Raw genomic sequence first — 23,285 nt, 5'->3', positions numbered from 1 at the left:
CGCGACGCGGAGGCATGCAAAGCGGATGGCGTCCGCCGCGCCAGTGGCGCTGGCGTGCGCTTTTTTTACGTCCGGAATGCATGCGGCCATGGATCGGCCGCACGGTGTTTTCGCATCCCGACGCCTGGGCCTGCAACGAAAACGCCGCGGCCGTTGCCGGTCGCGGCGCGGATGCTGATGCTTGACGCGCGCGTTACTGCGGTGCGGCCGGCGCCTTGGTGCGCGGGATCACGTACGAGGTGATGTATTCGCCGTTGGAGCCGTAGACCACGACGATGGTGTTGTTGGCGTCCTGGTAGACCACGGTGGCGCTGCACGGGCAGCTCGCGGCGGCGGTGACCATGCCGAGCGGGCGGTCCTTCTCGTCGTTGACGGCGATCAGCTGCTCTTCGGCGGCCGAGCCGATCGGCAGGCGCGATTCGGTGCCCGGGGTGACCGCGATCACCGTGATCACGTCGTCCTTCGACGAGTTGATCTGCGCGAACTTCAGCCCGGACTTCTCGAACGTGTAGACCTTGAACAGCGGCGACAGGCTGACGTTCTTCTTGCCGGCCGGGACGCGGTCGCCCAGGCCCTGGACGACGTCGTTGGCTTCGAGCTTCTGCCCGGCGGCGTGGGTCTGCGCCGCCGCGAACGCGGCGGCCAGGACGGCCAGGGTCAACAGGGGTTTGAACATGGGTGTCTCTCCTTGTCTTGATGCAGCGGACCGGTGCGCCAGAGGCCGGGCGGCAGCCGTGGTCCTTTCCGGCCAGGCCGCTCGGTGCAGGCCGTCTCCCGGCCTGCCATCACGCGTGCGGGCGGAGCCTCGCGGTGCGACCGGTGCAGCGCCATCCGCGGCGCGGACTCCGGTCGTCGAGGCGGGCTCCCAACCCGACGCATGTTCAGTATTTCTGACGTTAGTATCGCTGTCAATACCGAAAATCAATGACATGCGCGATGTGCGAGGAAATTCGCTGGTTTTGTATTTCCGAACTTGGCGTGTCACCCGTGCCCCGAGCGCGCGCTTGCTCGTGCATAGGCCGCGCAGGGAAGGGGGTGGGACAGGCAGGGGCAGGGCAGGGAGGGGCAGGGAAGGGAAGAGCGATCAAGCGAGCACGCGTCCACGTCCGGGTGGCAACGTGCGCTCTTCGCGCGACAAGCGGCCTCGCGGTCGGCCGTGGCCGATCACCAGTTGCCGGAAGGGCGCTCGCCACACGCTCGCCGCCGATGCCTAACCGCCAGGGCAATGGCCCATCCCGATCGCCTCGACAGACGCAAGCGAGCACGCCGCCATCGCGACGCGGTATCGTGTCGGGATTCCTGCCGATCGACCAACCCGATGCCGCATCCGTCCATGCCTCCCGGTCCCGCTGCCACGTCCGCCACGCCCGCGCTGAGCCATGCGCTGAAACCGCGGCAACTGATCATGATGGGCCTGGGCAGCGCGATCGGCGCCGGGCTGTTCCTGGGCTCGGGCGTGGGCGTGCACGCGGCCGGGCCGGCGGTGCTGATTTCCTACCTGGTCGCCGGCGCGCTGGTGATCATCGTGATGAACGCGCTGGGCGAGATGGCCGCGGCCAAGCCGGCCAGCGGCGCGTTCTCGGTGTATGCCGCCGATGCGATGGGCGCCACCGCGGGGGCGACGGTGGGCTGGCTGTGGTGGCTGCAACTGGTGATCGTGATCGCCGCCGAGGCGGTGGGTGCGGCCGGCCTGCTGGCCACGGTCTGGCCGGCATTGCCGGTGCCGCTGGTCGCGATGGTGTTCATGGCCGCGTTCACCGCGATCAACCTGCTGGGCGTGCGCAATTTCGGCGAATTCGAATTCTGGTTCGCGATCCTCAAGGTGGTGGCGATCATCGCCTTCATCCTGATCGGCGTGGCGCTGCTGGCCGGCTGGTTGCCGAACGTGGCCTCGCCGGGCTGGTCCAACGTCACCGGCAACGGCGGCTTCGCGCCCAAGGGCGCCGCCGGCATCGGCGCGGCGCTGCTGGTGGTGGTATTCGCCTTCGGCGGCACCGAGATCGTGGCGGTGGCGGCGGCCGAGACCGCCGACCCGGAGCGCAGCATCGCGCGCGCGATCCGCACCGTGGCCTGGCGCATCCTGGTGTTCTACATCGGCTCGCTGAGCGTGATCATCGCGGTGGTGCCGTGGCAGAGCGAGGCGCTGAGTTCGCCGTTCGCCGCGGTGCTGCAGGCGGCCAGGATCCCCGGCGCGGCCACCGGCATCACCCTGATCGCGGTGATCGCGCTGCTGTCGGCGCTCAACGCCAATCTGTACGGCGCCTCGCGGATGATCTTCTCGCTGGCGCAGCGTGGCGAGGCGCCGCGCGCGCTGGCGTTCACCAGCCGCCACCAGGTACCGCTGCTGGCGGTGCTGGCGAGCGTGCTGTTCGGCTTCGTCGCCGCGGTGCTGGAGCTGCTGTATCCGAACCGGGTGCTGCCGGTGCTGTTGAACATCGTCGGCGCGACCTGCCTGCTGGTGTGGACGATCTCGCTGCTGTCGCAGCTGATCCTGCGCGCGCGCGCCGACCGCGCCGGCACCCGCCTGCCGTTCCGCATGCGCGGCTACCCGGTGCTGACCGTGCTGGCGCTGGCGATCCTGGCGCTGATCTTCGGCCTGCTGGTGGCCTCGGCCGAGACCCGCGCGCAGTTCCTGTCGATGGCCGCGCTGACCGCCGCGATCGCGCTGGTCAGCGGCGTGGCGCGGCGGCTGCGCGGGTAGGGCAGGGCGCTGCGCTCCCTGTAGGAGCGGCTTCAGCCGCGACCTGAGCCGGACATTGCGATGTAGGCAGAAGAGAGCGCTGCATTTTTGGAGGAACGCAAAAGCGTCGTGCCTGCGTTCGTCGCGGCTGAAGCCGCTCCTGCAGAACAGCCGCGGGCTTTCAGCCCAGCAGCAGGCGTGCGCCCAGCGCGCACAGCAGGGCAGGCGGCATCACCAGCGCGCCGACCTTCAGGAAGCGCCAGAAGCCCACGTCCTCGCCCTCGCGGCGGATCGCGGTCAGCCACAGGATGGTGGCCAGCGAGCCGGTGATCGACAGGTTCGGGCCCAGGTCCACGCCGATCAGCAGCGCATCGACCACCAGTTGCGGCGGATGTGCCTGGGCGATGGTGGTGCTGGCGATCAGCCCGGCCGGCAGGTTGTTCATCAGGTTGGAGGCGAACGCCAAGAGCGTGCCGGCCGCGCCGGCGGTGGCCAGCGGCGACTGCGCGCTCGCGCCGGCCAAGGCCTGCGCGAGCGCGCCGATGACCCCTGTACGTTGCAGCGCCTCGACCAGCACGAACAGCCCGGCCACCAGCGGCAGCACCGCCCACGACACCGCCTTGGCCAGCGGCAGCGGCGATTGCCGGCCGCCCAGGCACACCGCGGCCAGCGTGGCCAGGCCGGCCAGGCAAGTGGGCAGGCCCAGCTCCAGGCCCAGTGCGGAGACGCCGACCAGCAACGCCGCGGTGGCGAGGATGCCGGCCAGCGCGAAGGCGCCGCCACGGCTGAGCGGCGCGGTGTCCACGCGTTCGGCGCAGCGCCCGCGCAGGTCCTTGCGCTCGGCCCAGTACAGCATGCCGAAGGTGACCCCGATCGCCAGCAGCGACGGCAGCGCGAAGGCGGCCATCCACGCGCCCAGCGTCGGCATGGTGCCGCCGTACAGCACCAGGTTGGCGGGGTTGGAGATCGGCAGCACGAAGCTGGCGGCGTTGGCGATCAGCGCGCAGGCGAACAGCAGCGGCAGCGGCTTGGCCCCGGCCTTGCGCGCGGCGGCGTACACCGCCGGGGTCAGCACCACCGCGGTGGCGTCGTTGGACAGGAACGCGGTGACCACGATGCCGACCCCGAACACCAGCGCGAACAGGCGCCGCGGCGAGCCCTTGGCCAGGTTCACTGCATGCGTCGCCACCCAATCGAACAGGCCTTCGGCACGCGCGGTTTCCGACAGCAGCATCATCCCGATCAGGAACAGGTAGACGTCGTAGCCCTTCAGGACCGCATGCCAGGCTTCGGCGCCGGGCATCAGGCCGAGCGCCATCAGCAGCAACGCCCCGCCCACCGCCCACAGCGCCTCGGGCAGCTTGAACGGCCGCGCGATCACCCCGGCCGTGGCCAGCGCGCAGATGCTCCAGGTGGCGAGGTTCGCCGCATGCCCGCTCAGCATGCGCGTGCGGCCGCGGCAGCGGGGCAGGGTGCACGCACGCTGCGCCGCTGGCATCTGACGCGGGCAGGATTGCGGTCCGCGGTGTACGCGTGGGAAAGGACGGACATGGGGGCGATTCGGCGCGTGCAACCGCGGGGAGAACGGGCCGGCAAGGATAGCAAGCCGGTCGCCGCCGGCTTGGCGTCCGGCGCATTGCGCGGCGTTTGCGCGCGGCGGCGTTCAGCAGCGAGGCAGCGGCGAAGCGGCGACCGGGGAATCGGAAAAGCGTACGTCAGGGCTTCGGATACGTTGGCGCACATTGCATGCGGCAATCTCCCGCAACCGCTCCTGCCGATTCCGAGAAAAAGCGGGCGCCACTGTCGTGCACGCGCTGCGAGTGCCTGTTGCGCGCGCCATCGCCTGGCGTACCCCGCCCGACCCCGGAAAAGTGAGTACCAGTGCTGTGGTTAGGCTACGAGTGCGCGGTGCATGCAACGATCGACCCGGCCACGCTTCTGCCAATCCCCAATCCCCAATCCCCGCCACTAAGACACATACCTGTCGATCCAGCGCTGCAGGACATCGCTCAGGCTCGGTTTGGCCGGCAGCGACAGCGCCGCGCTGCGCGCGAAGCCGGCCGCGGCCTGTGCGAAGTCCTGTTTCGCGCGCCGCGTCGCCTGCTGCGCCGCCGCCTGCTGCTGGCGCAACTGCACGATGTGCAGCGACGGCCGTCCGGGCGGCGCGAACTTCTGGTCGCGGCGCAATGCGTCGGCGGACAGCGTGGTAGCGTGCGCGGCCTGCGCCAGCGCCTGCCTGGCCTTGAGCATCTGCAGCAGCCATTGCCCGGTCTCGCTGAGCTGCCAGGGGGCGGCGGGATCGGAGGTGGCGATCAGCAACGGCGGAATCGCGGCACCGGCAAGCTCGGCGACGCTCGGGTCCAGACGCTGCAGCCGTTCGAGGAAGTCGGCCTGCGCGAAAGCGGTGTCGGTTGCCATGGGCGGCCCGGGAAGAAAACGAGCGCGGACTGTACGCGGTTTTGCCGAGCGGGTGGCTGCCGCACCGCCGAAGGCGCACAGCAACTGGCTGCCGCTGCTGTCCCGCCTTCGCGTGGCTCGGTTCCGGCAGCGGCAGGTACATTCCTGTCCGGACGCTGTCTCTGTGCTGTGGGTTTCTGTCGCGGCTGAAGCCGCTCCTACAGGGGTTAAAGGACCGGAAGCCGTGCCGGTCCGTGCGCCGGCTCAGCTGCCGCCGATCGCGGTTTCCGGCGCCGCGTCGGCGGTGTCGGCGCCGCGCTTCTGCGCGAACAGCCATTGCCACATCTTCGGGTCGCGGTAGGTGGCGTCCCAGGCGTTGTGGTTGCCGTCCGGATATTCGGTGTAGCGCACGTCGGCCTCCAGGTTCTTGAACGCGCGATAGATCTTGCGGTCGTCGTGCGGCAGCACCACGTCGTCCTGCGCACCGTGGAAGATCCACACCGGAATCCGCTGCAGGCGTTCGGCCAGCGCGGTGTAGGGGTCGGGCAGTTCGGCCACCGGGGTGACCACCAGATACTCTCGGTCCTCGTGCGGGGACAGGATCGCGCCGCAGATCGGTACCAGCGCGGCGAAGCGCTGCGGCTGCTGCAGCGCGATTTCCCAGGTGCCGTAACCGCCCATCGACATGCCGGTCAGGTAGGTGCGTTGCGGATCGGCGCCGAATTCGGCGCTGGCCGCGTCCAGCGCCTGCAGCGCCATGGTCGCGTTGACCCCGTTCCATTCCTGGTCCTCCGGAACCTGCGGCATCACCACCAGCGCGGGGAAGTCGCCCAGGTGGCGGCGCAGGTACGGGCCCACGCCCGCATCGGCCTGCTGCTTGCCGTCGCTGCCGCGCTCGCCGGACCCGTGCAGGAACAGCACCACCGGCACCGGGCCCTGGCGATGCGGCGGCGCCGGCACGAACACCTGGTAGCGGTACAGGCGCCCGTCCACGGTCAGCTGGCGGGATACGAAGTGGCCGCTGGCCGGGTCGCTGGGCAGGCTGCTGCAACCGACCATCGACAGGCACAGCAGGATCAGCAACGAACGCATGGACATGGGCGGCCCTCGGCGGTGTGAACCCCCAGTATCGGCGTCCCGGCCCTTGCGCGACAGAGCGCCGTGCCGCCAGCGTCGGGGCCGGACATGCGCCAGTCAGGCGCGGGCCGCTGGGCCTTCCTCTTTTCGCACGCGTTCCGGCGCCGTCTTCGCGCAGCCGGCAAGCGCAAGCGAACGCATCGGCACCCGTACGCGAGCGGCCGATGCAGCGGCCTTCTCGGCCATGCAGATGCCGCGCTTGGCTACAGCAGCACCAGCGTCGCCAGGCCGAGGAAGCTGAGGAAGCCCATCACGTCGGTCAGCGTGGTCAGGATCACCCCGCCGGCCAGCGCCGGATCGAAGCCCAGGCGCTTGAGCGTCAGCGGCACCAGCACGCCGCCGAGCGCGGCGGTGAGCAGGTTGATGGTCAGCGCCGAGCCGATCACCAGCGACAGCAGCGGCTGGCCGAACCAGGCCCACACGATCAGGCCCAGGCCGATGCCCAGCGCCACGCCGTTGATCAGCGCCACCGCCAGCTCCTTGCGCAGCAGCACGGTGACGTTGGAGGCGCCGATCTGGCCCAGCGCCAGGCCGCGCACCATCAGCGCCAGCACCTGGGTGCCGGCGTTGCCGCCCATGCCGGCGACGATCGGCATCAGCGCGGCCAGCGCCACCAGCTTGGAAATGGTGCCCTCGAACTGGCTGACCACGCTGGAGGCGATGAACGCGGTGCCGAGGTTGATGGTCAACCACAGCAGGCGGCGCCGGAACGCGCGCCGCACCGGGCTGAACATGTCCTCGTCCTCGTCCAGGCCGGCGGCGCTCATCGCCTGGTGCTCGGCCTGGTCGCGGATGATGTCGACCACGTCGTCGATGGTGATGCGGCCGAGCAGGATGTTGTTGTCGTCCACCACCGGGGCGGAGATCCAGTCGTGGTCGGAGAACTGCCGCGCGACCTCGTCGGCGCCTTCGCCCACGTCGATGGCTGGTTGCTCGTCGTCGATCAGCCGGTTGATCGGGGTGGAATCCTCGTGCGTGACCAGCGCGGCCAGCGACACCCGGCCCAGGTACTGGTGGCGGCGGCTGACCACGAACAGGTGGTCGGTGTGGTCCGGCAGTTCGCCGCGCAGGCGCAGGTAGCGCAGCACCACGTCGACGTTGACGTCGGCGCGCACGGTGACCACGTCCGGGTTCATCAGGCGCCCGGCACTGTCCTCGGGATAGGACAGCACCTGTTCCAGGCGCTCGCGGTTCTCGCGGTCCATCGACTTGAGCACTTCGTCGATGACCGTGTCGGGCAGGTCCTCGACCAGGTTGGCCAGGTCGTCGATGTCGAGGTCTTCGACCGCGGCGATGATCTCGTCCGGGTCCATGTCCGCGAGCAGGCTCTCGCGCACTTCCTCGCCGACGTGCAGCAGCACCTCGCCGTCGTCTTCCGGATCGACCAGGCCCCACACCACCACGCGCTTGCCGAGCGGCAGCGACTCCAGCAGGTTGCCGATCTCGGCCGGCGCCAGCGTATTGACCAGCCGCCGCACCGGGCCCAGGCGCCCGCTGTCCAGCGCATCGGACAGCAAACGCAGCTGCCGCGCGGTCTTGTCGTGGCGGACGGCATCGGCCATGCGCTGCTCCTGAAAGTGGAAGGCCGCGCGCCGAAGGACGCGGTCGGTCAGATGTTCATCGCAACATTATCGCTTGCATGTTGCGGGAAGCACAGCGGGCCGGGATTCGGGAGTCGGGATGACCAGCCATTCGGTTGTGGAAAAGCGGGGATTCGATTTTTTACGCGAGCGCGGGCTGTTGCACTTTTCTGTGGGAGGGGCTTCAGCCCCGACGCGCTACCGGTAAGACGTCGGGGCTGAAGTCCCTCCTATAGAAAAGCGGTGCGGGTTGGCGATTTTTTAGCAGTTCGCTTGGCGGTGGCTGCGAGCGCTCAGCATCCACAAATCCCCATCCCCAATCCCGGCTCTCAAGCCAACCAGCGCTCGATTCCCTTCCGATCCCGCGCCTGCAGCAGCTTGGCGCCGCGCAGGCGCAGCGCCTGCAGGTCGGTGTCGCGGATCACCCGGCGCACTTCCAGCATCGTCGCCGGGTGCAGGCTGAACTCGCGCAGGCCCAGCGCCAGCAGGATCGGCGTCAGTGCCGGGTCGCCGGCGATCTCGCCGCACACCGCCACCGGCTTGGCGTGGGCCTGGCCGGTGGCGATCACCTGCGCGATCAAGCGCAGCACCGCCGGGTGCAGCGGCGAGTACAGCTCGCCCAGCGCCTCGTTGTTGCGGTCGGCGGCGAGCAGGTACTGCACCAGGTCGTTGGTGCCGATGGACAGGAAGTCGATGGCGTCGATGAAGGTGTCCAGCGCGATCGCCGCGGCCGGCACCTCGATCATCGCGCCGACCTGCACCTGCTCGGCGATGGCATGGCCCTCGCGGCGCAGCTGCGCGGCGATGCGCTTGAGATGCCGGCGCATCGCCATGATCTCCTCGCGCGCGCTGATCATCGGCAGCAGCACCCGCACCGGGCCGTAGCCGGAGGCGCGCAGCAGCGCGCGCAGCTGCGTGTCCGAGACCTTGGGCTTGGCCAGCGACAGGCGCACGCCGCGCAGGCCCAGCGCCGGGTTCTGTTCGTTGCTCATGGTCAGGCCGGTGCGGTCGGCCTTGTCCGCGCCCAGGTCCAGGGTGCGGATCGTCACCGGCCGCCCGCTCATGCCCAGCACGGCGTCGCGGTAGGTGCGGAACTGTTCTTCCTCGTCGGGCAACGCGTCGCGCTGCAGGAACAGGAATTCGGTGCGGTACAGGCCCAGGCCGTCGGCGCCGAGCGCATGCGCGCGGGCCACGTCGTCGCGCGACTCGGCGTTGGCCAGCAGCACGATGTCCACGCCGTCGCGGGTGCGGCTGGGCTTGGAGCGCAGCTTGCCGAGCCCGCGCTGCAGCTTGGCCTGGTCGCGCACGCGGTTGCGGTAGTCGTGCAGGTCCTCGGGGGTGGGCTCGACGATCACCGCGCCCTGCACGCCGTCGACGATCAGCACGTCGCCGTCGTTGATCTTCTGCAGCGCATCGGCGACGCCGACCACCAGCGGCAGGTGCAGGCTGCGCGCCAGGATCGCGCTGTGCGACAGCGCGCTGCCGGCGCTGGTGACGATGCCGACCACGCCCTGCGCCTGCAGCTGCGCCAACTCCGACGGCGCCACGTTCTCGCACACCAGGATCTCGCCGGCCAGGCCGGCGCTGTCGGGCTGGCGTTTCTGCAGGAACGCGTGGATGCGCCCGATCACATGGTCCAGATCGTCCATGCGGCTTTTCAGGTAGGCGTCTTCCATGTCGTCGAACACGGTCGCCAGGCGGTCGCGCTGCAGGCGCAGCGCGTAATCGGCGCTGTAGCGGCCGGTGCGGATCAGTTCGTCCAGGCCGTGCAGCAGTTCCGGGTCGTCGAGCAGCAGCGCGTGCAGGTCGAGGAACTCGCCGACCTCCTTGGCCAGCGCGCCGTGCAGGCGCTGGCGCAGGCCGTGCATTTCCTCGCGCGCGGCGTTCACCGCCAGGTGCAGGCGTTCCAGTTCCTCGGACACCTGCGCCGCGCCGATGCGCTGTTCGGCCACGTCCAGCGCGTGCGGCAGGCGCACGCGCGCACGGCCCAGCGCGTTGCCGCGCGAGGCGCCATGGCCGGCGATGCGCAGGCTCACCGCGCGCACCCGCGTCGGCGCGACGGCGTCGTGGCGCGCGGCGGCCGGCGCCGCATGCTCAGCTGTCCTCGTCGAAGCGCCGCTCGAACAGGCCGACCACGGCCTCCAGCGCGTCGGCTTCGTCGGCGCCGTCCACCCGCACCGTCACCGGCGTGCCCTGCGCGGCGGCCAGCAGCATCACGCCCATGATGCTCTTGGCGTTGACCTCGCGACCCTTGGCCGCCAGCGTGGCGTTGCAGCGGAACGAGGACAGCGTCTGCACCAGCTTGGCGGTCGCGCGCGCATGCAGGCCCAGGCGGTTGGATACGATGAGTTCGCGTTCAAGCATCGTCGATCACCACTCCGTTGCGCGAGCCGGCCGCCGCGGTCGCGGGCAACTGGTCCAACCCCTGCTCGGGGTAGTTCATGATCCGCAGCAGCATCGGCAGGCTCAGCGCCGAGACGCGCCGCACCGGCGTGCCCAGGCGTGCGAGTTTCGTCGCCAGGTTGCTCGGGCTGGCGCCGTACAGGTCGGTGACGACCAGCACGCCGTCGCCGTTGTCGACCCGCCGCAACGCCGCCGACGCATGCGGCAGCAATGCGTCCAGATCGGCATCCAGCGGCACTTCGAACGCTTCGGTCTTCAGCGGCAATTGCCGCAACAATCCGGTCGCCACGCTCAACAACGACGCGCCGACACCGGGATGAGTGATCAGGAGAATGCCACAGGCCATGGGCGAACGTTAACAGGTCGGGGAGGGGGCAGGGAATGGCTCGGGACTCGGGACCGGGGACTCGGGACCCGATCGCGAGTGCGGGCGTTGTCTGCGGACCGGCGCCATCAACGAAGCCGCTGTTCAATGCGCCACGGGAGGGATCAATGAACCGGTGTCGCCGCGCTTTTCCGAGTCCCCAGTCCCGAGTCCCGGCCCCACTCAATCCTGCTCTCTATGGAACGTCGCCACTTCCGGCCAGCCCTGTTCGCGCGCGTGGCGGGCCAGGCGTTCGGCCAGGTAGACCGAGCGGTGCTTGCCGCCGGTGCAGCCGAAGGCGATGGTGACGTAGCTGCGGGTGTCGTTGCGCAGTCGCGGCAGCCAGGTGTCGAGGAAGCCGATGATCTGCGCGGTGTACTGCTGCACGTCCGGCTGCGCGTCCAGGTAGTCGCGCACGCCGCTGTCGCGGCCGGTCAGCGGGCGCAGTTCCGGATCCCAGTGCGGATTGGGCAGCACCCGTGCGTCGAACACGAAGTCGGCTTCGGCCGGGACGCCGCGCCTGTAGGCGAAGGATTCGAACAGCAGCGACAGGCTGTTCTCGTGGGTCAGCGCGAACTCGGTGGTCACCCGCCGGCGCAGCTGGTGCACGTTGAGCGTGCTGGTGTCGATCACCGCGTCGGCCTCGCGGCGCAGCGGTTCGGTCAACGCGCGCTCGCGCTCGATCGCCTCGGGCAGCGACAGGCCCAGGTGCGACAGCGGATGGCGGCGGCGGGTGTCGGCATAGCGCTTGATCAGCGCTTCGTCGGTGGCGTCGAAGAACAGCAGCCGCGCGTCCAGGCCGAACTGCGCCACCGCCTCGCGCCAGCGCGACAGCTGCGCCAGGTCGCTGTGGCGGCTGCGCACGTCGATGCCCACCGCCAGCTTGCCGGGGCCGACGTCGTCGCGCACCAGGCTCTTGACGAAGGCCGGCAGCAGTTCCACCGGCAGGTTGTCGACGCAGTAGTAGTCCAGGTCCTCGAAGGTCTTCAGCGCCACCGATTTGCCGGAGCCGGACAGGCCGCTGACGATCACCAGGGTGGAGGTGTTCGCCACCGCGTTCATGGGTTGCGCCGTTCGAGCAGGTTGCTGTGGCGGGCGATGAACATCGCCGCCGGGTCGATGCCCTTGGTGCGCAGGATGTGCAGGCGCGTGGCCGCCTCGGTCAGCACCGCCAGGTTGCGCCCGGGCATTACCGGCAGGGTGATCAGCGGCACGTCCAGGTCGAGCACGTGACGGGTGCCGGAATCGCCGGTCAGGCGCTCGTAGCCATGCGGGGTCGGTTCGGTCATGGGCCGGGTCAAGTGCACGATCAGGCGAAGATACTTGTTCTTCTTTACAGCGGTGTCGCCGAACATGTCGCGCACGTTGAGCACGCCCAGGCCGCGCACTTCCAGCAGGTCCTGCAGCAGTTCCGGGCAGGTGCCGTCGAGCACGTCGGGCGCGATCTGGGTGAATTCGGGGGCGTCGTCGGCCACCAGCCGATGGCCGCGGCTGAGCAGTTCCAGCGCCAGCTCGCTCTTGCCGGAGCCGGCCTCGCCGGTGATCAGCACGCCGATCGAGTAGATCTCCATGAACACCCCGTGCAGGATCACCCGCGGCGCCAGCGTGCGCGCCAGGTGATAGGAGAGGTGGTTGAGCAGTTCGTGGCCGCGCTTGGGCGAGACCCACAACGGCGTATCGGATTCGTCGGCGGCCGCGCGCAGGTCTTCCGGGCACGACTGGTTCTTGGTGATCACCAGCGCCAGCGGCCGCACCTGCACGATCTTCTCGATGGTCTCCCAGCGCTGGCGCGAATCCAGCGAATCCAGCCAGGCCAGTTCCTCGGTACCGAGGATCTGCACCTTGTTCGGGTAGATCGTATTGAGATAGCCGGCCAGCGACGGGCGCCGCGACACCGCGTTGCCGGCTTCCAATTCGCGGTGTTCGCCCTTCTGCCCGGCCAGCCAGCGCAGGCCGAGCCGGTCGCGTTGCTGGTCGAACAGTTCGCGCGCGGTGATGCTGGTGTTCATGCTCATGCGGCGCTGGCCTGGGGCGTGCCGCCGAGCAGGTCGTGCAGCGCGGCGGCGTCGGGGGCGCGGCGCAGCGCCTCGCGGAAGCCCTCGTCGGAGAACTGTTCGGCCAGTTCCGACAACAGCATCAAGTGTTGGTGGGTGTAGTGCGCCGGCACGGCCATCGCGAAGATCAGGTCGACCTGCGCGCCTTGGCCGTCGAAGTCGATCGGCTGGTCCAGCCGCAGCAAGGCCCCGCGTGGGGCGTCCAGGTGCGGGGCGCGGCCGTGCGGGATGGCGATGCCATGGCCGATGGCGGTGCTGCCGAGCTGCTCGCGCTCGCGCAGGCTGGCGAACAGTTCGTCGAAACCGGCCTGCGGACAGGCCAGCAGACCGGCGGCGGTGCGCAGCAGGGTGTCGCGATCGGCGGCCGGCAGCACCTGGGTGCGGACGGCCGCTAACAGCTCGGTCAGAGGCATGGATCGGTCAACGGCATGGCGGAAGCGGCGTGTGCGGGATCACACGATATTGTCGCGCACCTCGGCGGCATGGTGGTCCTGTTTCTTTTCCTTGTGCTTGATGATCAGCCGGTCGAGCTTGTCGGCGAGCAGGTCGATCGCCGCGTACATGGTCTGCGCGCTGGCATCGGCGTGCAGGGTGCGGCCGGGAACGTTGACGGTGGCCTCGACGTGGTGGTCGGGCTTGCGCAGCGCCAGCTGGGCGCGGACCTCGATGGTTTCCTCGTAATGCCGCTTCAGCCGCTGCAGCTTGGTCTCCACGTATTCGCGCAAGGCGGGGGTGACTTCGATCTGCTGGCCGTAGGTCTCGATACGCATCGGATACTCCTTGGTTCGGGATTCACCTATGAACCATTGCCGCTGCCGCCGACGCTCAACCGCTCAACCGATGCGGACGCGTTCGTGGGAAGCGGAAATGTTCATGGCCTCACGATACTTCGCAACCGTGCGCCGCGCCACCGGCACGCCGGCGCTTTTCAGCAGGTCGGCCAGCTTGGCGTCAGAAAGCGGCTTGCGCGGGTTCTCGGCCTCGATCAGGCGCCGGATCATCGCCTGAATGGCGGTGCTGGAGGCCTCGCCGCCGCTGTCGGTGTCGATGCCGGAGGCGAAGAAGGCGCGCAGCGGGATGGTGCCGCGCGGGGTGCGCACGTACTTGCGGGCGATGGCGCGGGAGATGGTGCTCTCGTGCAGGCCCAGTTCGCCGGCGATCTCGCGCAGGGTCAGCGGGCGCAGCGCCTGCTCGCCGAATTCGAGGAAACCGGCCTGCTGGCGCAGCAGGCAGCGGGTCACCTTGAGCAGGGTCTCGCCGCGCGCCTCCAGGCTCTTCAGCAGCCAGCGCGCTTCCTGCAACTGGCCGCGCAGGTAGCCGGCGTCGCTTTCGCCGCACTGGCGGATCAGCTGTTCGTAGCCGCGGTGGATGGTGACCTTGGGCCGCGCGTGGCCGGCCAGCGCCGCATGCCAGACGCCGCGCTGGCGCCAGATCACGCAGTCCGGCACCACGTAGGTGTCGGCGGCGAGTTCGCCGACCTGCTTGCCCGGGCGCGGGTCCAGCGAGCGCAGCAGCGCGACCGCGGTCTCCACCGCCGAGGCCGGGCGCTTGAGTTCGTGGGCGATGCCGGCGATGCCGCTGCGCGGCAACTTCTCCAGCGGGCCGTTGGCGATGGTGCGCGCCAGCTCCAGCCCGGGCGTGTCCGCGGGCAGCACGTCCAGCTGCAGGTTCAGGCATTCGCCCAGCGTGCGCGCGGCGATGCCCACCGGGTCGAAGCGCTGGATCTGGTGCAGCACGGTGAGGATTTCCTCTTCCGCGGCGACGATATCCGGCAGCAACGTCTCGGCGATGGCGGCCAACGGTTCGCGCAGGTAGCCGTCGTCGTCGAGCGCGTCGATCAGCGCCGCGCCGATGCTGCGGTCGCGCGGCGACAGGTGCGACAGGTGCAACTGCCACAGCAGGTGGTCGATCAGCGTGTCGGGTTCGGCGACGCGCTCGGCGGCGCTGCCCATGTCGTCGTCGTCGTCGAAGGAGCCGCCGCTGCCGCTGCTCCAGGCCGGTTCGGCGTCGGACCAGTCGTCGCTGTCGTGCTGCGGGACGTTGTCCAGCGTATCGCCGGCCGGCGGCGCGACCTCGGCCTCGCCTTCGGCGCTGCCGGCGCCGGCGCCGGCGACATCGAGCGTGGGCGCGGCGTCTTCGGCCCATTCCAGCAGCGGATTGCTCTCCACCGCTTCGGCGATCTCCACTTCCAGTTCGGCGCTGGACATCTGCAACAGCTTGATCGCCTGACGCAACTGCGGCGTCATGACCAGATGCTGTCCCAGCGATGTCTGCAACCGTGCTTTCATGCCTGTACCGAACGGGAAAGGGCGTTGCGGGACGCCCGCGCGGTCACAGCCTGAAGGTTTCCCCGAGGTAGACGCGGCGTACGTCGCTATTGGCCAGCAACGCTTCCGGCGCTCCCTGCGCCAACACGCTGCCCTCGTTGAGGATATACGCCCGGTCGCAGATTCCCAAGGTTTCGCGCACGTTGTGGTCGGTGATGAGCACGCCGATGCCGCGCTGCTTGAGGTGGGTGACGATGCGCTGGATCTCGCCGACCGAGATCGGGTCGACGCCGGCGAAGGGTTCGTCGAGCAGCATCAGCCGCGGCTTGGCGGCCAGCGCGCGGGCGATCTCGCAGCGGCGGCGCTCGCCGCCGGACAGGCTGGCGCCGAGCTGCTCGGCGACGTGGCCGATCTGCAACTCGTCCAGCAGCGAGGCCAGTTCGCGTTCCTGGCCGGCCGCGTCCAGGTCCTCGCGCAGTTCCAGCACCAGGCGGATGTTGTCGGCCACGCTGAGCTTGCGGAACACCGACGGTTCCTGCGGCAGATAGCCGACGCCGAGCTTGGCGCGCTTGTACATCGGCAGCGCGGTGATGTCGTTGCCGTCGAGCACGATGCGCCCGGCATCCGCTTCGACCAGGCCGACGATCATGTAGAAACAGGTGGTCTTGCCGGCGCCGTTGGGGCCGAGCAGGCCGACCACTTCGCCCGCTTCCAGGGTCAGCGCGAACTCGCGCACGACCTCGCGCTGCTTGTAGCGCTTGCGCAGGCCCTCGGCGAGCAGCATCACTGGCCCCCTTGCTTGGGCGGGGTGGCGGGCTTGGCCGGCGTCGTCGCGGGCTTGGCGGCGGGCTTGGTCGCCGGCTTGGCGCCGGCGGCCGGCGTGGCCGCCGGTGCCGGGTTCTTCGGCTGGATCACGGTGTGCACGCGGCTGCCGTCGCCGCCGCCCTGCATGTCGCCGGTCTTGGTGTTGTAGACCATGCGCTGCCCGGCGTTGGTGCCCTTGGGCGAGGTCATGCGGTAGTTGCCGGTCAGCACCACGGTATCGGTGCCGACCTTGTAGTCGATGTTGTCGGCCACGGCGTCCATCGGCGAGCCATCGTCCAGTTCCTGCTTCAGCGTGGCCTGCTTGCCGGTCAGCACGACGCGGTCGATATCGCCCGCCTTGCGGAACACGTCGGCGGTACTGGCATGGATCTGCAGCGTGCCCTGGACGATCACGACATTGCCCGAGTAACGGATCTTGCCGTCGTCGTCGAGCATGTTGCCGCTCTGGTCGTTGGATTCGATCGTCATCGGCTGATTGCGGTCGGTCGACTTGGCCATCGCCACGGCGGGCAGCAGCAGGGCGAGCAGCGCGAGCTTAGCGGGCAGCGTTGGGTTCATAGCGGGTCTTGACCTGGGAAAGGAGCTTGTACTGCCGGGACTTCAAGTCGACCTCGAAGCCGACGCCTGACTGCATCATACCGGGCCGGGTCATGGTGACCGGATCGGCGGTGCGCGCGGTGCTGGTCTTCGGGAACACGTCCAGGCTCTGGGTGCGGAAGGTGGTGGGCGGGATGCTGGGGACCTTGGGGCTGTCGCCGGCGACGTCGCCGCGCAGGCGCAGTTCCTCGCCGTTGGCGCTGACCCAGCCGGTCTTGCCGCGCATCTCCCAGTGCTGGCCGTTGGCGTCGGGCAGCAGGAACAGCGGGGTCTCGATCGCCATGGTCTGGTCGGCGCGGCTGCGTTCCATCTGCGGCGCGCGCAGGGTCATCGATTCCTTGCCCTGCTTGTCCAGGGTGACGATCTGGAAATCGTGCGCGATATAGTCCGAGCGCGCCTCCGAATCCGCGGTCGGCACCCGCTTGCTGCGCTGCTGCCAGGCCGACCAGCCGCTGACCAGCGCCGCGACCAGCAGCAGGCCGCCGAGCCAGGTGCGCCAGCTCATGCGCCGTGCTCCTGCAGCAGGGAGGGGACGTGGCCTTGCGCCGCCAGCAGCACGTCGCACAGTTCGCGTGCGGCACCTTCGCCGCCGCGGGCGCGGGTCAGCCAGTGCACGTGCTCGGCGGTCCACGGGTGCGCGTTGGCCGGCGCCACCGCCAGGCCGACCACGCGCAGCGGTGCAAGATCCGGCAGGTCGTCGCCCATGAAGCACACCTGGTCCAGGCTCAGCCCGCGTTCGTCGCACAGCGCCTGCACCCCGGCGCGCTTGTCCTTGACCCCGATCTGCACCAGCAGGCCCAGTTCCTGGCCGCGCTTCTCCGCGGCCAGGCTGGGCCGCGCGGTGATCAACGCGACCTCGATGCCGTGCCGGCGCAACTGCACCAGGCCCTGGCCGTCGAGCACGTTGAACGCCTTGCTCTCGTTGCCGTCGCGGTCGTAGTACAGGCGGCCGTCGGTCAGCGTGCCGTCCACGTCGAAGCACGCCAGGCGGATTTTCGCGGCGCGTTCGATCAGGTCGGCGGGGAGGTCGGCCAGCGGGGAGTAGGGCATCGTTCGCTATATCGGGGCGGGGAGGCCGGCTTTCCAGCGGCCAGGGCCAGCGGCGCAGGGCGCCGGCAGGCGGTGAACAAGTTCAGACTGTTAAACCACTCTGGCGCGCAACAGGTCGTGAATGTTGAGCGCGCCGACCGCGCGGCCCTGGCCATCGACCACGATCAGGCCGTTGATCTTGTGGGTTTCCATCAGCCGCGCGGCCTCGGCGGCGAGCTGGTCGGCGCCGATGGTGCGCGGCTGCCGGGTCATCACGTCGGCGATGCGGGTCTGGCGCACGTCCAGCGGGCTGTCCAGGGTGCGGCGCAGGTCGCCGTCGGTGAACAGGCCGAGCAGGCGGCCGTCGCCGTCGACCACCGCGGTCATGCCCAGGCGCTTGCGGCTCATCTCCACCAGCGCCTCGCTGAGGCTGGCGTCCGCGCCCACGCTCGGCAGTTCGTCGCCGCCGTGCATCACGTCGGTGATGTGCAGCAGCAGGCGCCGGCCCAGGCTGCCGGCCGGGTGCGAGCGGGCGAAGTCGTCGGCGGTGAAGCCGCGCGCGTCCAGCAGCGCCACCGCCAGCGCGTCGCCCAGCGCCAGCGAGGCGGTGGTGCTGGAGGTCGGCGCCAGGTCCAGCGGGCAGGCCTCGGCCGGCACGCTGACGTCCAGGTGCAGGTCGGCCTCGCGCGCCAGGGTGGACTGCGCGCGGCCGGTCATCGCGATCACCGCGTTGCCCTGGCGCTTGAGCACCGGCAGCAGCATCAGGATCTCGTCGGACTCGCCGGAATAGGACAGCGCCAGGACCACGTCGGCATCGGTGATCATGCCCAGGTCGCCGTGCCCGGCCTCGCCCGGGTGCACGTAGAACGCCGGGGTGCCGGTGGAGGCGAGGGTCGCGGCGATCTTGCGCGCCACGTGCCCGGACTTGCCCATGCCGGTGGCGACCACGCGCCCGCGCGAGCCCAGGATCAGCCGGCACGCGGCGGCGAACTCGGCGCCGATGCGCGCGCCCACCGCGCCCAGCGCGGCCTGCTCGATCTCGACCACGCGGCGGCCGCTGGCGACCAGGCTGGCGTCGTCGATCGCAGCGGGGGACAGGGGCGATACAGCCATGCGGATGCCGGTCGGAGGGTAGAATGGCCGATCATTTTATATAGGAAAGCCCGTTGGACGCCGAAACCATCCGTAAACTGATCGAGGCCGGCCTGCCTGGCGCGCGCGTGCAGGTGCAGGGCGACGATGGCGTGCATTTCGAGGCCACCGTGGTCAGCGAGGCCTTCGCCGGCAAGCTGCCGCTGGCCCGCCACCGCATGGTCTACGCGACGCTGGGCGAGCTGATGGGCGGGGCGATCCACGCGCTGGCGCTGACCACGCTGACTCCCGACCAGGCCGGCTGAGCCGCGCTTTCGTTCCTTTCTCTTCGAATTCCGATCCCCCGAGACCCATGGCCAAAATCGTAGTGACCGGCGGCAATGCGCTGCACGGTGAAGTGAACATTTCCGGCGCCAAGAACGCGGTGCTGCCGATCCTGTGCGCGACGTTGCTGGCCGATGCGCCGGTGGAGATCACCAACGTGCCGCAGCTGCACGACGTGATCACCACGGTGAAGCTGCTCGGCGAACTGGGCGCCGAAGTCACCATCGACGAAGGCACCCTGGCGCGCGGCAGCGCGATCACCGTCGATCCGCGCAAGGTCGACCAGCATGTGGCGCCGTACGAACTGGTACGCACCATGCGCGCCTCGATCCTGGTGCTGGGCCCGCTGCTGGCCAAGTTCGGCGCCGCGGAAGTGTCGCTGCCCGGCGGCTGCGCGATCGGCTCGCGGCCGGTGGACCAGCACATCAAGGGCCTGCAGGCGCTGGGCGCGGAGATCAGCGTCGAGAACGGCTACATCAAGGCCACCAGCAACGGCCGGCTGAAGGGCGGCCGCTACGTGTTCGACATGGTCAGCGTCACCGGCACCGAGAACGTGCTGATGGCTGCGGCCCTGGCCGACGGCACCACGGTGCTGGAGAACGCGGCGATGGAGCCGGAAGTCACCGACCTGGCCGACTGCCTGATCGCGCTCGGCGCCAAGATCGAAGGCGCCGGCACCTCGCGCATCGTGGTGCAGGGCGTGGAGCGCCTGTCCGGCGGCCGCCACGCGGTGCTGCCGGACCGCATCGAGACCGGCACCTTCCTGGTCGCCGCGGCGATGACCGGCGGCAGCGTCACCGTGCGCCGCGCGCGCGCCGACACGCTCGACGCGGTGCTCGACAAGCTGGCCGAGGCCGGCGCCACGATCGAGACCGGACCAGACTGGATCCGCCTGGACATGCACGGCAAGCGCCCGCGCGCGGTCAGCCTGACCACCGCGCCGTATCCGGCGTTCCCGACCGACATGCAGGCGCAGTTCATGGCGCTCAACTGCGTGGCCGACGGCGTCGGCGTGATCAACGAGACGATCTTCGAGAACCGTTTCATGCACGTCAACGAACTGCTGCGCCTGGGCGCGGACATCCAGGTCGAGGGCCACACCGCGATCGTGCGCGGCAACGAGCGGCTCAGCGGCGCACCGGTGATGGCCACCGACCTGCGCGCCTCCGCCTCGCTGATCCTGGCCGGGCTGGTCGCCGACGGCGACACCACCATCGACCGCATCTACCACCTGGACCGTGGCTACGAGAACATCGAGGAGAAGCTGGGGGCGCTGGGCGCGTCCATCCGGCGCATCGCATGATCCTCAAGGGCCGCTTCACCCGCCGGCGCAAGGTGCTGCTGGCGGTGGTGATCCTGGTGCTGGCCTGGGTCGGCTACGCCTGGTACGCGGGCATCGCCATCACCCAGGGCATCGAACAGAGCGACATGGACTGGAACGCCGACGGCCAGGTCAGCCGCAGCGAGATCGCGCAGGCGTTCTACGCAGTGGGCGTGACCCGCACCCAGGACGGCCCGCGCCAGTGCAGCACCTTCTACTGGCGTGACAGCGGCGCGCAGATCCGCGTGGATTGCCGCACGACGTTCGCGCCTGCCGCCGACGCCGCCAAGCCGGCCGCCGACGCGAAGAAATAGCCGGCCGGCGCGCAGCGCGGTCTCGCTGGCGGAGTCGTTGGCATTCGCGCCGCGCGCTACTGGCCGCGCGATGCGCGCGGCTGGCGCCACCGCGATGGCCACAGCGAAGCGTGTCGTTGCCGAGCGGGCAAGAAAAAGGCGGGCCGCTCGGCCCGCCTTTTTTTCGGCAGCGTCTGCGCCAAGCGCGGCCGCCGCCTGCGCTATGGCGCGATCAGTGCAGCGTCTTGATGGTCAGGTCCAGCGCGTCCTGGCCGTTCTCGCGCTGCAGGATGCGCACCGGCACCGGCATGTCCGGCACGATCCAGGCGATGATTTCCTTGGAGCCGTCGCTGCGGCTGACCTTGGTCGCCTGCTCGGTCTTGCCGTTGACGGTGATGGCCTCCTTGCCGGCCACCTTGTAGGTCATCGGCTTGGCGCGGCCCTCGTCGACCATGCGGTAACTGGGAGTCTTGCCGGCGTTGACGTCGCGCGCGATCGCCAGATTGATCAGCAGCGCGTCCATGTCGCCGGGCTGCAGCTTGACCGGCCCGCGGCGGTCGGCCTTGACGTCGCCGGACCAGGTCGCCTGGGCCTTGCTCCAGTCGTAGTTGGCGGTCACCGCCTTCTTCTTGATCAGGAACAGCGAGCGGTCGTCGCTGCTGAGCGGACGCAACTGGCCGGCTTTTTCCTCGAACACGGTGCTCTGGCTCAGGTCGGCAACCTGGTTCTTGATCGACAGGCTGTAGCGCCAGCGGTTGCCGCCTTCGCTGGCCAGGGTCATCAGGCCGTTGGCCTGCATGCCCATGTAGCTGGCCTGGTAATCCGCCTTGAACGGCTCCAGCGCCAGCGCGGGCAGGCTGGCCATGGCCAGCAGGGCGGCGGCGAGGGCGGACAGGGGACGGGCGATGCGTGTCATGGTCAGACTCCTTGGTATTCGGTCAGGCGCAGGTCGATGCGGTCTTCGCCGTCTTCGCGCTGCAGGATGCGCACCGGCGTCGGCACACCGTTGGCGATCCACAGGATGGTCTCATTCTTGCCGCCGTTGGTGCGCGACACGCGCAGCGCGTCGTAGCTGAGATCGCCGACCTGCACCGTCTCGGTCTGCTCGGCAGCGTGATAGACGTGTTCGCGCACCCGGCCGACGTCGACGAAGCGGTAGGTCATGGTCTTGCCCGGCTGCGCGTCGCGCATGATCGACAGGTTGATCAGCAACGCGCTCTGGTCGCCGGGCTGCAGCGGGATCGGCTGCTGGCGGTCCTTCTTCAGGTCGCCGTCCCAGCGCGCCACGCCCTGCGCCCAGTCGTAGACGCCGGTGACCTTCTTGCCGAAGAACACCGCCTTCTTCACCGTGCTCTGGCTCTGCGGCACGTAGCGCCCGTCCTGGGTGCGGAACACCGTGCTTTGCTCGAGATTCAAACCAAGGATGCTGGCGAAGCCGCTGCGGCCCTGCACGCCCAGGTCCACGCGCCATTCGTCGCCGCCGCTGTGGCTGACCTGCATGCGCGCATCGCCCGCTTCCTTGCCTTTGTACAGGGCCTGGTAGGTGGCTACGAACGGCTGCAGCGGCGGCGGCGTCCAGGCCTCGGCCTGCAGGGCCGGTGCGGCCGGGGCAGGCACGGCGGGCGTATTCGGTGCTGGCGGCGCGGTGGCGGGCGCAGGCGTCGGCGACCGCGCCAGCACGCCGATGGCCGGCGCCAGCAGGCCGAGGCTGGCCACGGCGAGAACAGCGAACTGACGCGGAAGGGGCTTCATGGGATCGGCTGCGAGGGAGGGAATTGGGCGCGAATGCGTGGCAGCGGAAAAGGAGGCCGCGGCGTATTCAGGGAATCAGCATGTCCTGGCAATCTAGGCGCAGCGGACTAAACCGGCACTGACCGTCGAGCCAGACCCTGTCGTCCCGTTCAGCCAGGCGCCCGGCCGCGGCCAGTCGCAGCACCGCGCACAGCAGCTGGTGCTCGCGCGGCAGCAGGCGCTGCGCCAGGTCCTGCGGGCGGTCGCCGGCCTGCACCGGCACCCGCACCTGCGCGATCACCGCGCCGGCATCCAGCGCCGGCACCACGAAGTGCACGCTGGCGCCGTGTTCGGCATCGCCGGCGGCGATCGCCTGCGCATGCGTGTGCAGGCCGCGGTATTTGGGCAGCAGCGACGGGTGGATGTTGAGCAGGCGGCCGGCGAAGCGCTGCACGAAACCGTCGCCGAGGATGCGCATGTAGCCGGCGCAGACGATCCAGTCCGGCTGCACCGCGGCCACCGCGTCGCCCAGCGCCTGGTCGAAGGCGGCGCGGTCGGGGAAGCCGTTGGGCGCGGCCGCCCAGCGCTGCGCCGGCACCACCTTGGCCAGCGCCGGCGCCTGCGCGCGGTCGCTGAACACGCCGGCCACCTGCGCATCCAGCGTGCCGGCGGCGATCGCATCGAGCAGCGCCTGCAGGTTGGAGCCGCGGCCGGAGACCAGCACCGCCAGGCGGATCGTCATCGGCTAGCTCTTCCGGAACAGGGCGATGGCGGCCGGGCGCTGCAGCACCAGCAGGGTCCATACGCCCAGTCCCGTGCCCAGCGGGAACCCCAGGCAGGTCACCACCGCGGTGGCGTTGCACAGCAGCAGCCGGCGGCGCTGGCGCAGCGCGCGCGCAGTCAGCACCTTCAGCGTCAGCGAGACCAGCCCGAACGCCAGCAGCATCGACAACAGCACGATCGCGACCACGCCGGCCTGGGCTTGGTCGGGGCTCTGGCCGACGGCGTTGAGTTCGGCCTCGCGATGCACGCCGTAGGCCAGGAAGCCTCCCACCAGCAGCAGCATCAGGCATTGCAGCCCCGCCATCACGGCGTACAGCGTCGCCAGGGTGCTCAGCTCGGACTCGGCACGCAGGGTCTCGGCGTGGGCGATGTCGGCAACGGGAAGGGGTGGGGGCAGGGCCATCGTCG

The 23,285-nt window shown here is 69.8% G+C and carries 26 protein-coding genes; 4 read left to right on the top strand and 22 right to left on the bottom strand.

Annotated features, from left to right (window positions below):
- Positions 1-193 precede the first annotated feature (193 nt).
- Positions 194-676, bottom strand: coding sequence for a hypothetical protein (locus tag NUG20_RS15020; protein ID WP_263395251.1), 483 nt, complete (start codon positions 674-676; stop codon positions 194-196).
- 642 nt (positions 677-1,318) lie between these two features.
- Here NUG20_RS15020 and NUG20_RS15015 point away from each other — a divergent pair.
- On the top strand, positions 1,319-2,701 hold the full coding sequence (locus NUG20_RS15015) for an amino acid permease (RefSeq protein WP_263395250.1): 1,383 nt from the start codon (positions 1,319-1,321) through the stop codon (positions 2,699-2,701).
- A 160-nt stretch (positions 2,702-2,861) separates the two neighbouring features.
- On the opposite strand, the gene NUG20_RS15010 is transcribed toward NUG20_RS15015, so the two are convergent.
- The 17 genes from NUG20_RS15010 to NUG20_RS14930 form a co-directional block, all read right to left on the bottom strand.
- Positions 2,862-4,124, bottom strand: coding sequence for an arsenic transporter (locus NUG20_RS15010; RefSeq protein ID WP_263395249.1), 1,263 nt, complete (start codon positions 4,122-4,124; stop codon positions 2,862-2,864).
- A 524-nt stretch (positions 4,125-4,648) separates the two neighbouring features.
- On the bottom strand, positions 4,649-5,098 hold the full coding sequence (locus tag NUG20_RS15005) for a hypothetical protein (RefSeq protein ID WP_263395248.1): 450 nt from the start codon (positions 5,096-5,098) through the stop codon (positions 4,649-4,651).
- A 243-nt stretch (positions 5,099-5,341) separates the two neighbouring features.
- Positions 5,342-6,175, bottom strand: coding sequence for a carboxylesterase family protein (locus NUG20_RS15000; protein WP_263395247.1), 834 nt, complete (start codon positions 6,173-6,175; stop codon positions 5,342-5,344).
- A 242-nt stretch (positions 6,176-6,417) separates the two neighbouring features.
- Positions 6,418-7,776, bottom strand: a complete 1,359-nt coding sequence (gene mgtE, locus NUG20_RS14995; protein ID WP_263395246.1) for a magnesium transporter — start codon at positions 7,774-7,776, stop codon at positions 6,418-6,420.
- A 347-nt stretch (positions 7,777-8,123) separates the two neighbouring features.
- Complete coding sequence (gene ptsP / locus NUG20_RS14990) at positions 8,124-9,830, bottom strand: phosphoenolpyruvate--protein phosphotransferase (RefSeq protein WP_263395245.1); 1,707 nt, start codon at positions 9,828-9,830, stop codon at positions 8,124-8,126.
- 58 nt (positions 9,831-9,888) lie between these two features.
- A complete protein-coding gene (locus NUG20_RS14985; protein WP_009591660.1) occupies positions 9,889-10,158 on the bottom strand; it encodes an HPr family phosphocarrier protein in 270 nt (89 codons plus the stop codon).
- Positions 10,151-10,543 (bottom strand): PTS sugar transporter subunit IIA, encoded by a 393-nt coding sequence (locus NUG20_RS14980; RefSeq protein WP_263395244.1) that lies wholly within the window; start codon positions 10,541-10,543, stop codon positions 10,151-10,153. Before NUG20_RS14980 ends, NUG20_RS14985 begins: the two co-directional genes overlap by 8 nt.
- A 201-nt stretch (positions 10,544-10,744) precedes the next feature.
- On the bottom strand, positions 10,745-11,623 hold the full coding sequence (rapZ, locus tag NUG20_RS14975; protein ID WP_263395243.1) for an RNase adapter RapZ: 879 nt from the start codon (positions 11,621-11,623) through the stop codon (positions 10,745-10,747).
- Complete coding sequence (hprK, locus tag NUG20_RS14970) at positions 11,620-12,570, bottom strand: HPr(Ser) kinase/phosphatase (RefSeq protein ID WP_263398494.1); 951 nt, start codon at positions 12,568-12,570, stop codon at positions 11,620-11,622. Before hprK ends, rapZ begins: the two co-directional genes overlap by 4 nt.
- 2 nt (positions 12,571-12,572) lie before the next feature.
- The gene (locus NUG20_RS14965) at positions 12,573-13,028 is read right to left on the bottom strand and encodes a PTS sugar transporter subunit IIA (RefSeq protein WP_263395242.1); all 456 of its coding nucleotides are present in this window, start codon (positions 13,026-13,028) and stop codon (positions 12,573-12,575) included.
- Between the two features lie 39 nt (positions 13,029-13,067).
- Positions 13,068-13,385, bottom strand: coding sequence for a ribosome hibernation-promoting factor, HPF/YfiA family (raiA, locus tag NUG20_RS14960; protein ID WP_003478125.1), 318 nt, complete (start codon positions 13,383-13,385; stop codon positions 13,068-13,070).
- A 63-nt stretch (positions 13,386-13,448) separates the two neighbouring features.
- Positions 13,449-14,903 (bottom strand): RNA polymerase factor sigma-54, encoded by a 1,455-nt coding sequence (locus NUG20_RS14955; protein WP_263395241.1) that lies wholly within the window; start codon positions 14,901-14,903, stop codon positions 13,449-13,451.
- A gap of 43 nt (positions 14,904-14,946) precedes the next feature.
- A complete protein-coding gene (gene lptB / locus NUG20_RS14950; protein ID WP_263395240.1) occupies positions 14,947-15,666 on the bottom strand; it encodes an LPS export ABC transporter ATP-binding protein in 720 nt (239 codons plus the stop codon).
- On the bottom strand, positions 15,666-16,265 hold the full coding sequence (gene lptA, locus NUG20_RS14945) for a lipopolysaccharide transport periplasmic protein LptA (protein ID WP_263395239.1): 600 nt from the start codon (positions 16,263-16,265) through the stop codon (positions 15,666-15,668). Before lptA ends, lptB begins: the two co-directional genes overlap by 1 nt.
- Positions 16,243-16,809, bottom strand: a complete 567-nt coding sequence (lptC, locus tag NUG20_RS14940) for an LPS export ABC transporter periplasmic protein LptC (protein WP_263395238.1) — start codon at positions 16,807-16,809, stop codon at positions 16,243-16,245. The genes lptA and lptC overlap by 23 nt, the downstream gene beginning before the upstream one ends.
- On the bottom strand, positions 16,806-17,354 hold the full coding sequence (locus NUG20_RS14935; RefSeq protein WP_263395237.1) for a KdsC family phosphatase: 549 nt from the start codon (positions 17,352-17,354) through the stop codon (positions 16,806-16,808). The genes lptC and NUG20_RS14935 overlap by 4 nt, the downstream gene beginning before the upstream one ends.
- Before the next feature lie 90 nt (positions 17,355-17,444).
- Complete coding sequence (locus NUG20_RS14930) at positions 17,445-18,446, bottom strand: KpsF/GutQ family sugar-phosphate isomerase (RefSeq protein WP_263395236.1); 1,002 nt, start codon at positions 18,444-18,446, stop codon at positions 17,445-17,447.
- A gap of 53 nt (positions 18,447-18,499) precedes the next feature.
- On the opposite strand from NUG20_RS14930, the gene NUG20_RS14925 reads away from it, so the two are divergent.
- From NUG20_RS14925 to NUG20_RS14915, 3 genes are read left to right on the top strand one after another with little or no spacing between them, the layout of a single operon-like run.
- Positions 18,500-18,730, top strand: coding sequence for a BolA family protein (locus NUG20_RS14925; RefSeq protein WP_185815732.1), 231 nt, complete (start codon positions 18,500-18,502; stop codon positions 18,728-18,730).
- Positions 18,731-18,777: 47 nt separating this feature from the next.
- The gene (murA, locus tag NUG20_RS14920; RefSeq protein ID WP_263395235.1) at positions 18,778-20,052 is read left to right on the top strand and encodes a UDP-N-acetylglucosamine 1-carboxyvinyltransferase; all 1,275 of its coding nucleotides are present in this window, start codon (positions 18,778-18,780) and stop codon (positions 20,050-20,052) included.
- A complete protein-coding gene (locus NUG20_RS14915) occupies positions 20,049-20,384 on the top strand; it encodes an EF-hand domain-containing protein (protein WP_263395234.1) in 336 nt (111 codons plus the stop codon). The genes murA and NUG20_RS14915 overlap by 4 nt, the downstream gene beginning before the upstream one ends.
- A 211-nt stretch (positions 20,385-20,595) precedes the next feature.
- Here NUG20_RS14915 and NUG20_RS14910 read toward each other — a convergent pair whose 3' ends face one another.
- The 4 genes from NUG20_RS14910 to NUG20_RS14895 all read right to left on the bottom strand — a co-directional run bounded on the left by NUG20_RS14910 (position 20,596) and on the right by NUG20_RS14895 (position 23,280).
- Positions 20,596-21,279 carry a DUF3108 domain-containing protein gene (locus tag NUG20_RS14910; RefSeq protein ID WP_263395233.1) on the bottom strand — a complete coding sequence of 228 codons (684 nt, stop codon included), beginning with the start codon at positions 21,277-21,279 and terminating at the stop codon, positions 20,596-20,598.
- 2 nt (positions 21,280-21,281) lie between these two features.
- Positions 21,282-22,115, bottom strand: coding sequence for a DUF3108 domain-containing protein (locus tag NUG20_RS14905; protein WP_263395232.1), 834 nt, complete (start codon positions 22,113-22,115; stop codon positions 21,282-21,284).
- A gap of 67 nt (positions 22,116-22,182) precedes the next feature.
- Positions 22,183-22,836, bottom strand: coding sequence for a phosphoribosylglycinamide formyltransferase (gene purN / locus NUG20_RS14900; protein WP_263395231.1), 654 nt, complete (start codon positions 22,834-22,836; stop codon positions 22,183-22,185).
- A 3-nt stretch (positions 22,837-22,839) separates the two neighbouring features.
- Positions 22,840-23,280, bottom strand: coding sequence for a hypothetical protein (locus tag NUG20_RS14895; protein WP_263395230.1), 441 nt, complete (start codon positions 23,278-23,280; stop codon positions 22,840-22,842).
- Positions 23,281-23,285 lie beyond the last annotated feature (5 nt).

It is taken from the genome of Xanthomonas sp. CFBP 8443 (genome assembly GCF_025666195.1).
Taxonomy (GTDB): domain Bacteria; phylum Pseudomonadota; class Gammaproteobacteria; order Xanthomonadales; family Xanthomonadaceae; genus Xanthomonas_A.
The sequence above is the reverse complement of the archived record's forward strand: the minus strand, read 5'-3'. Positions and strand labels throughout refer to the sequence as shown.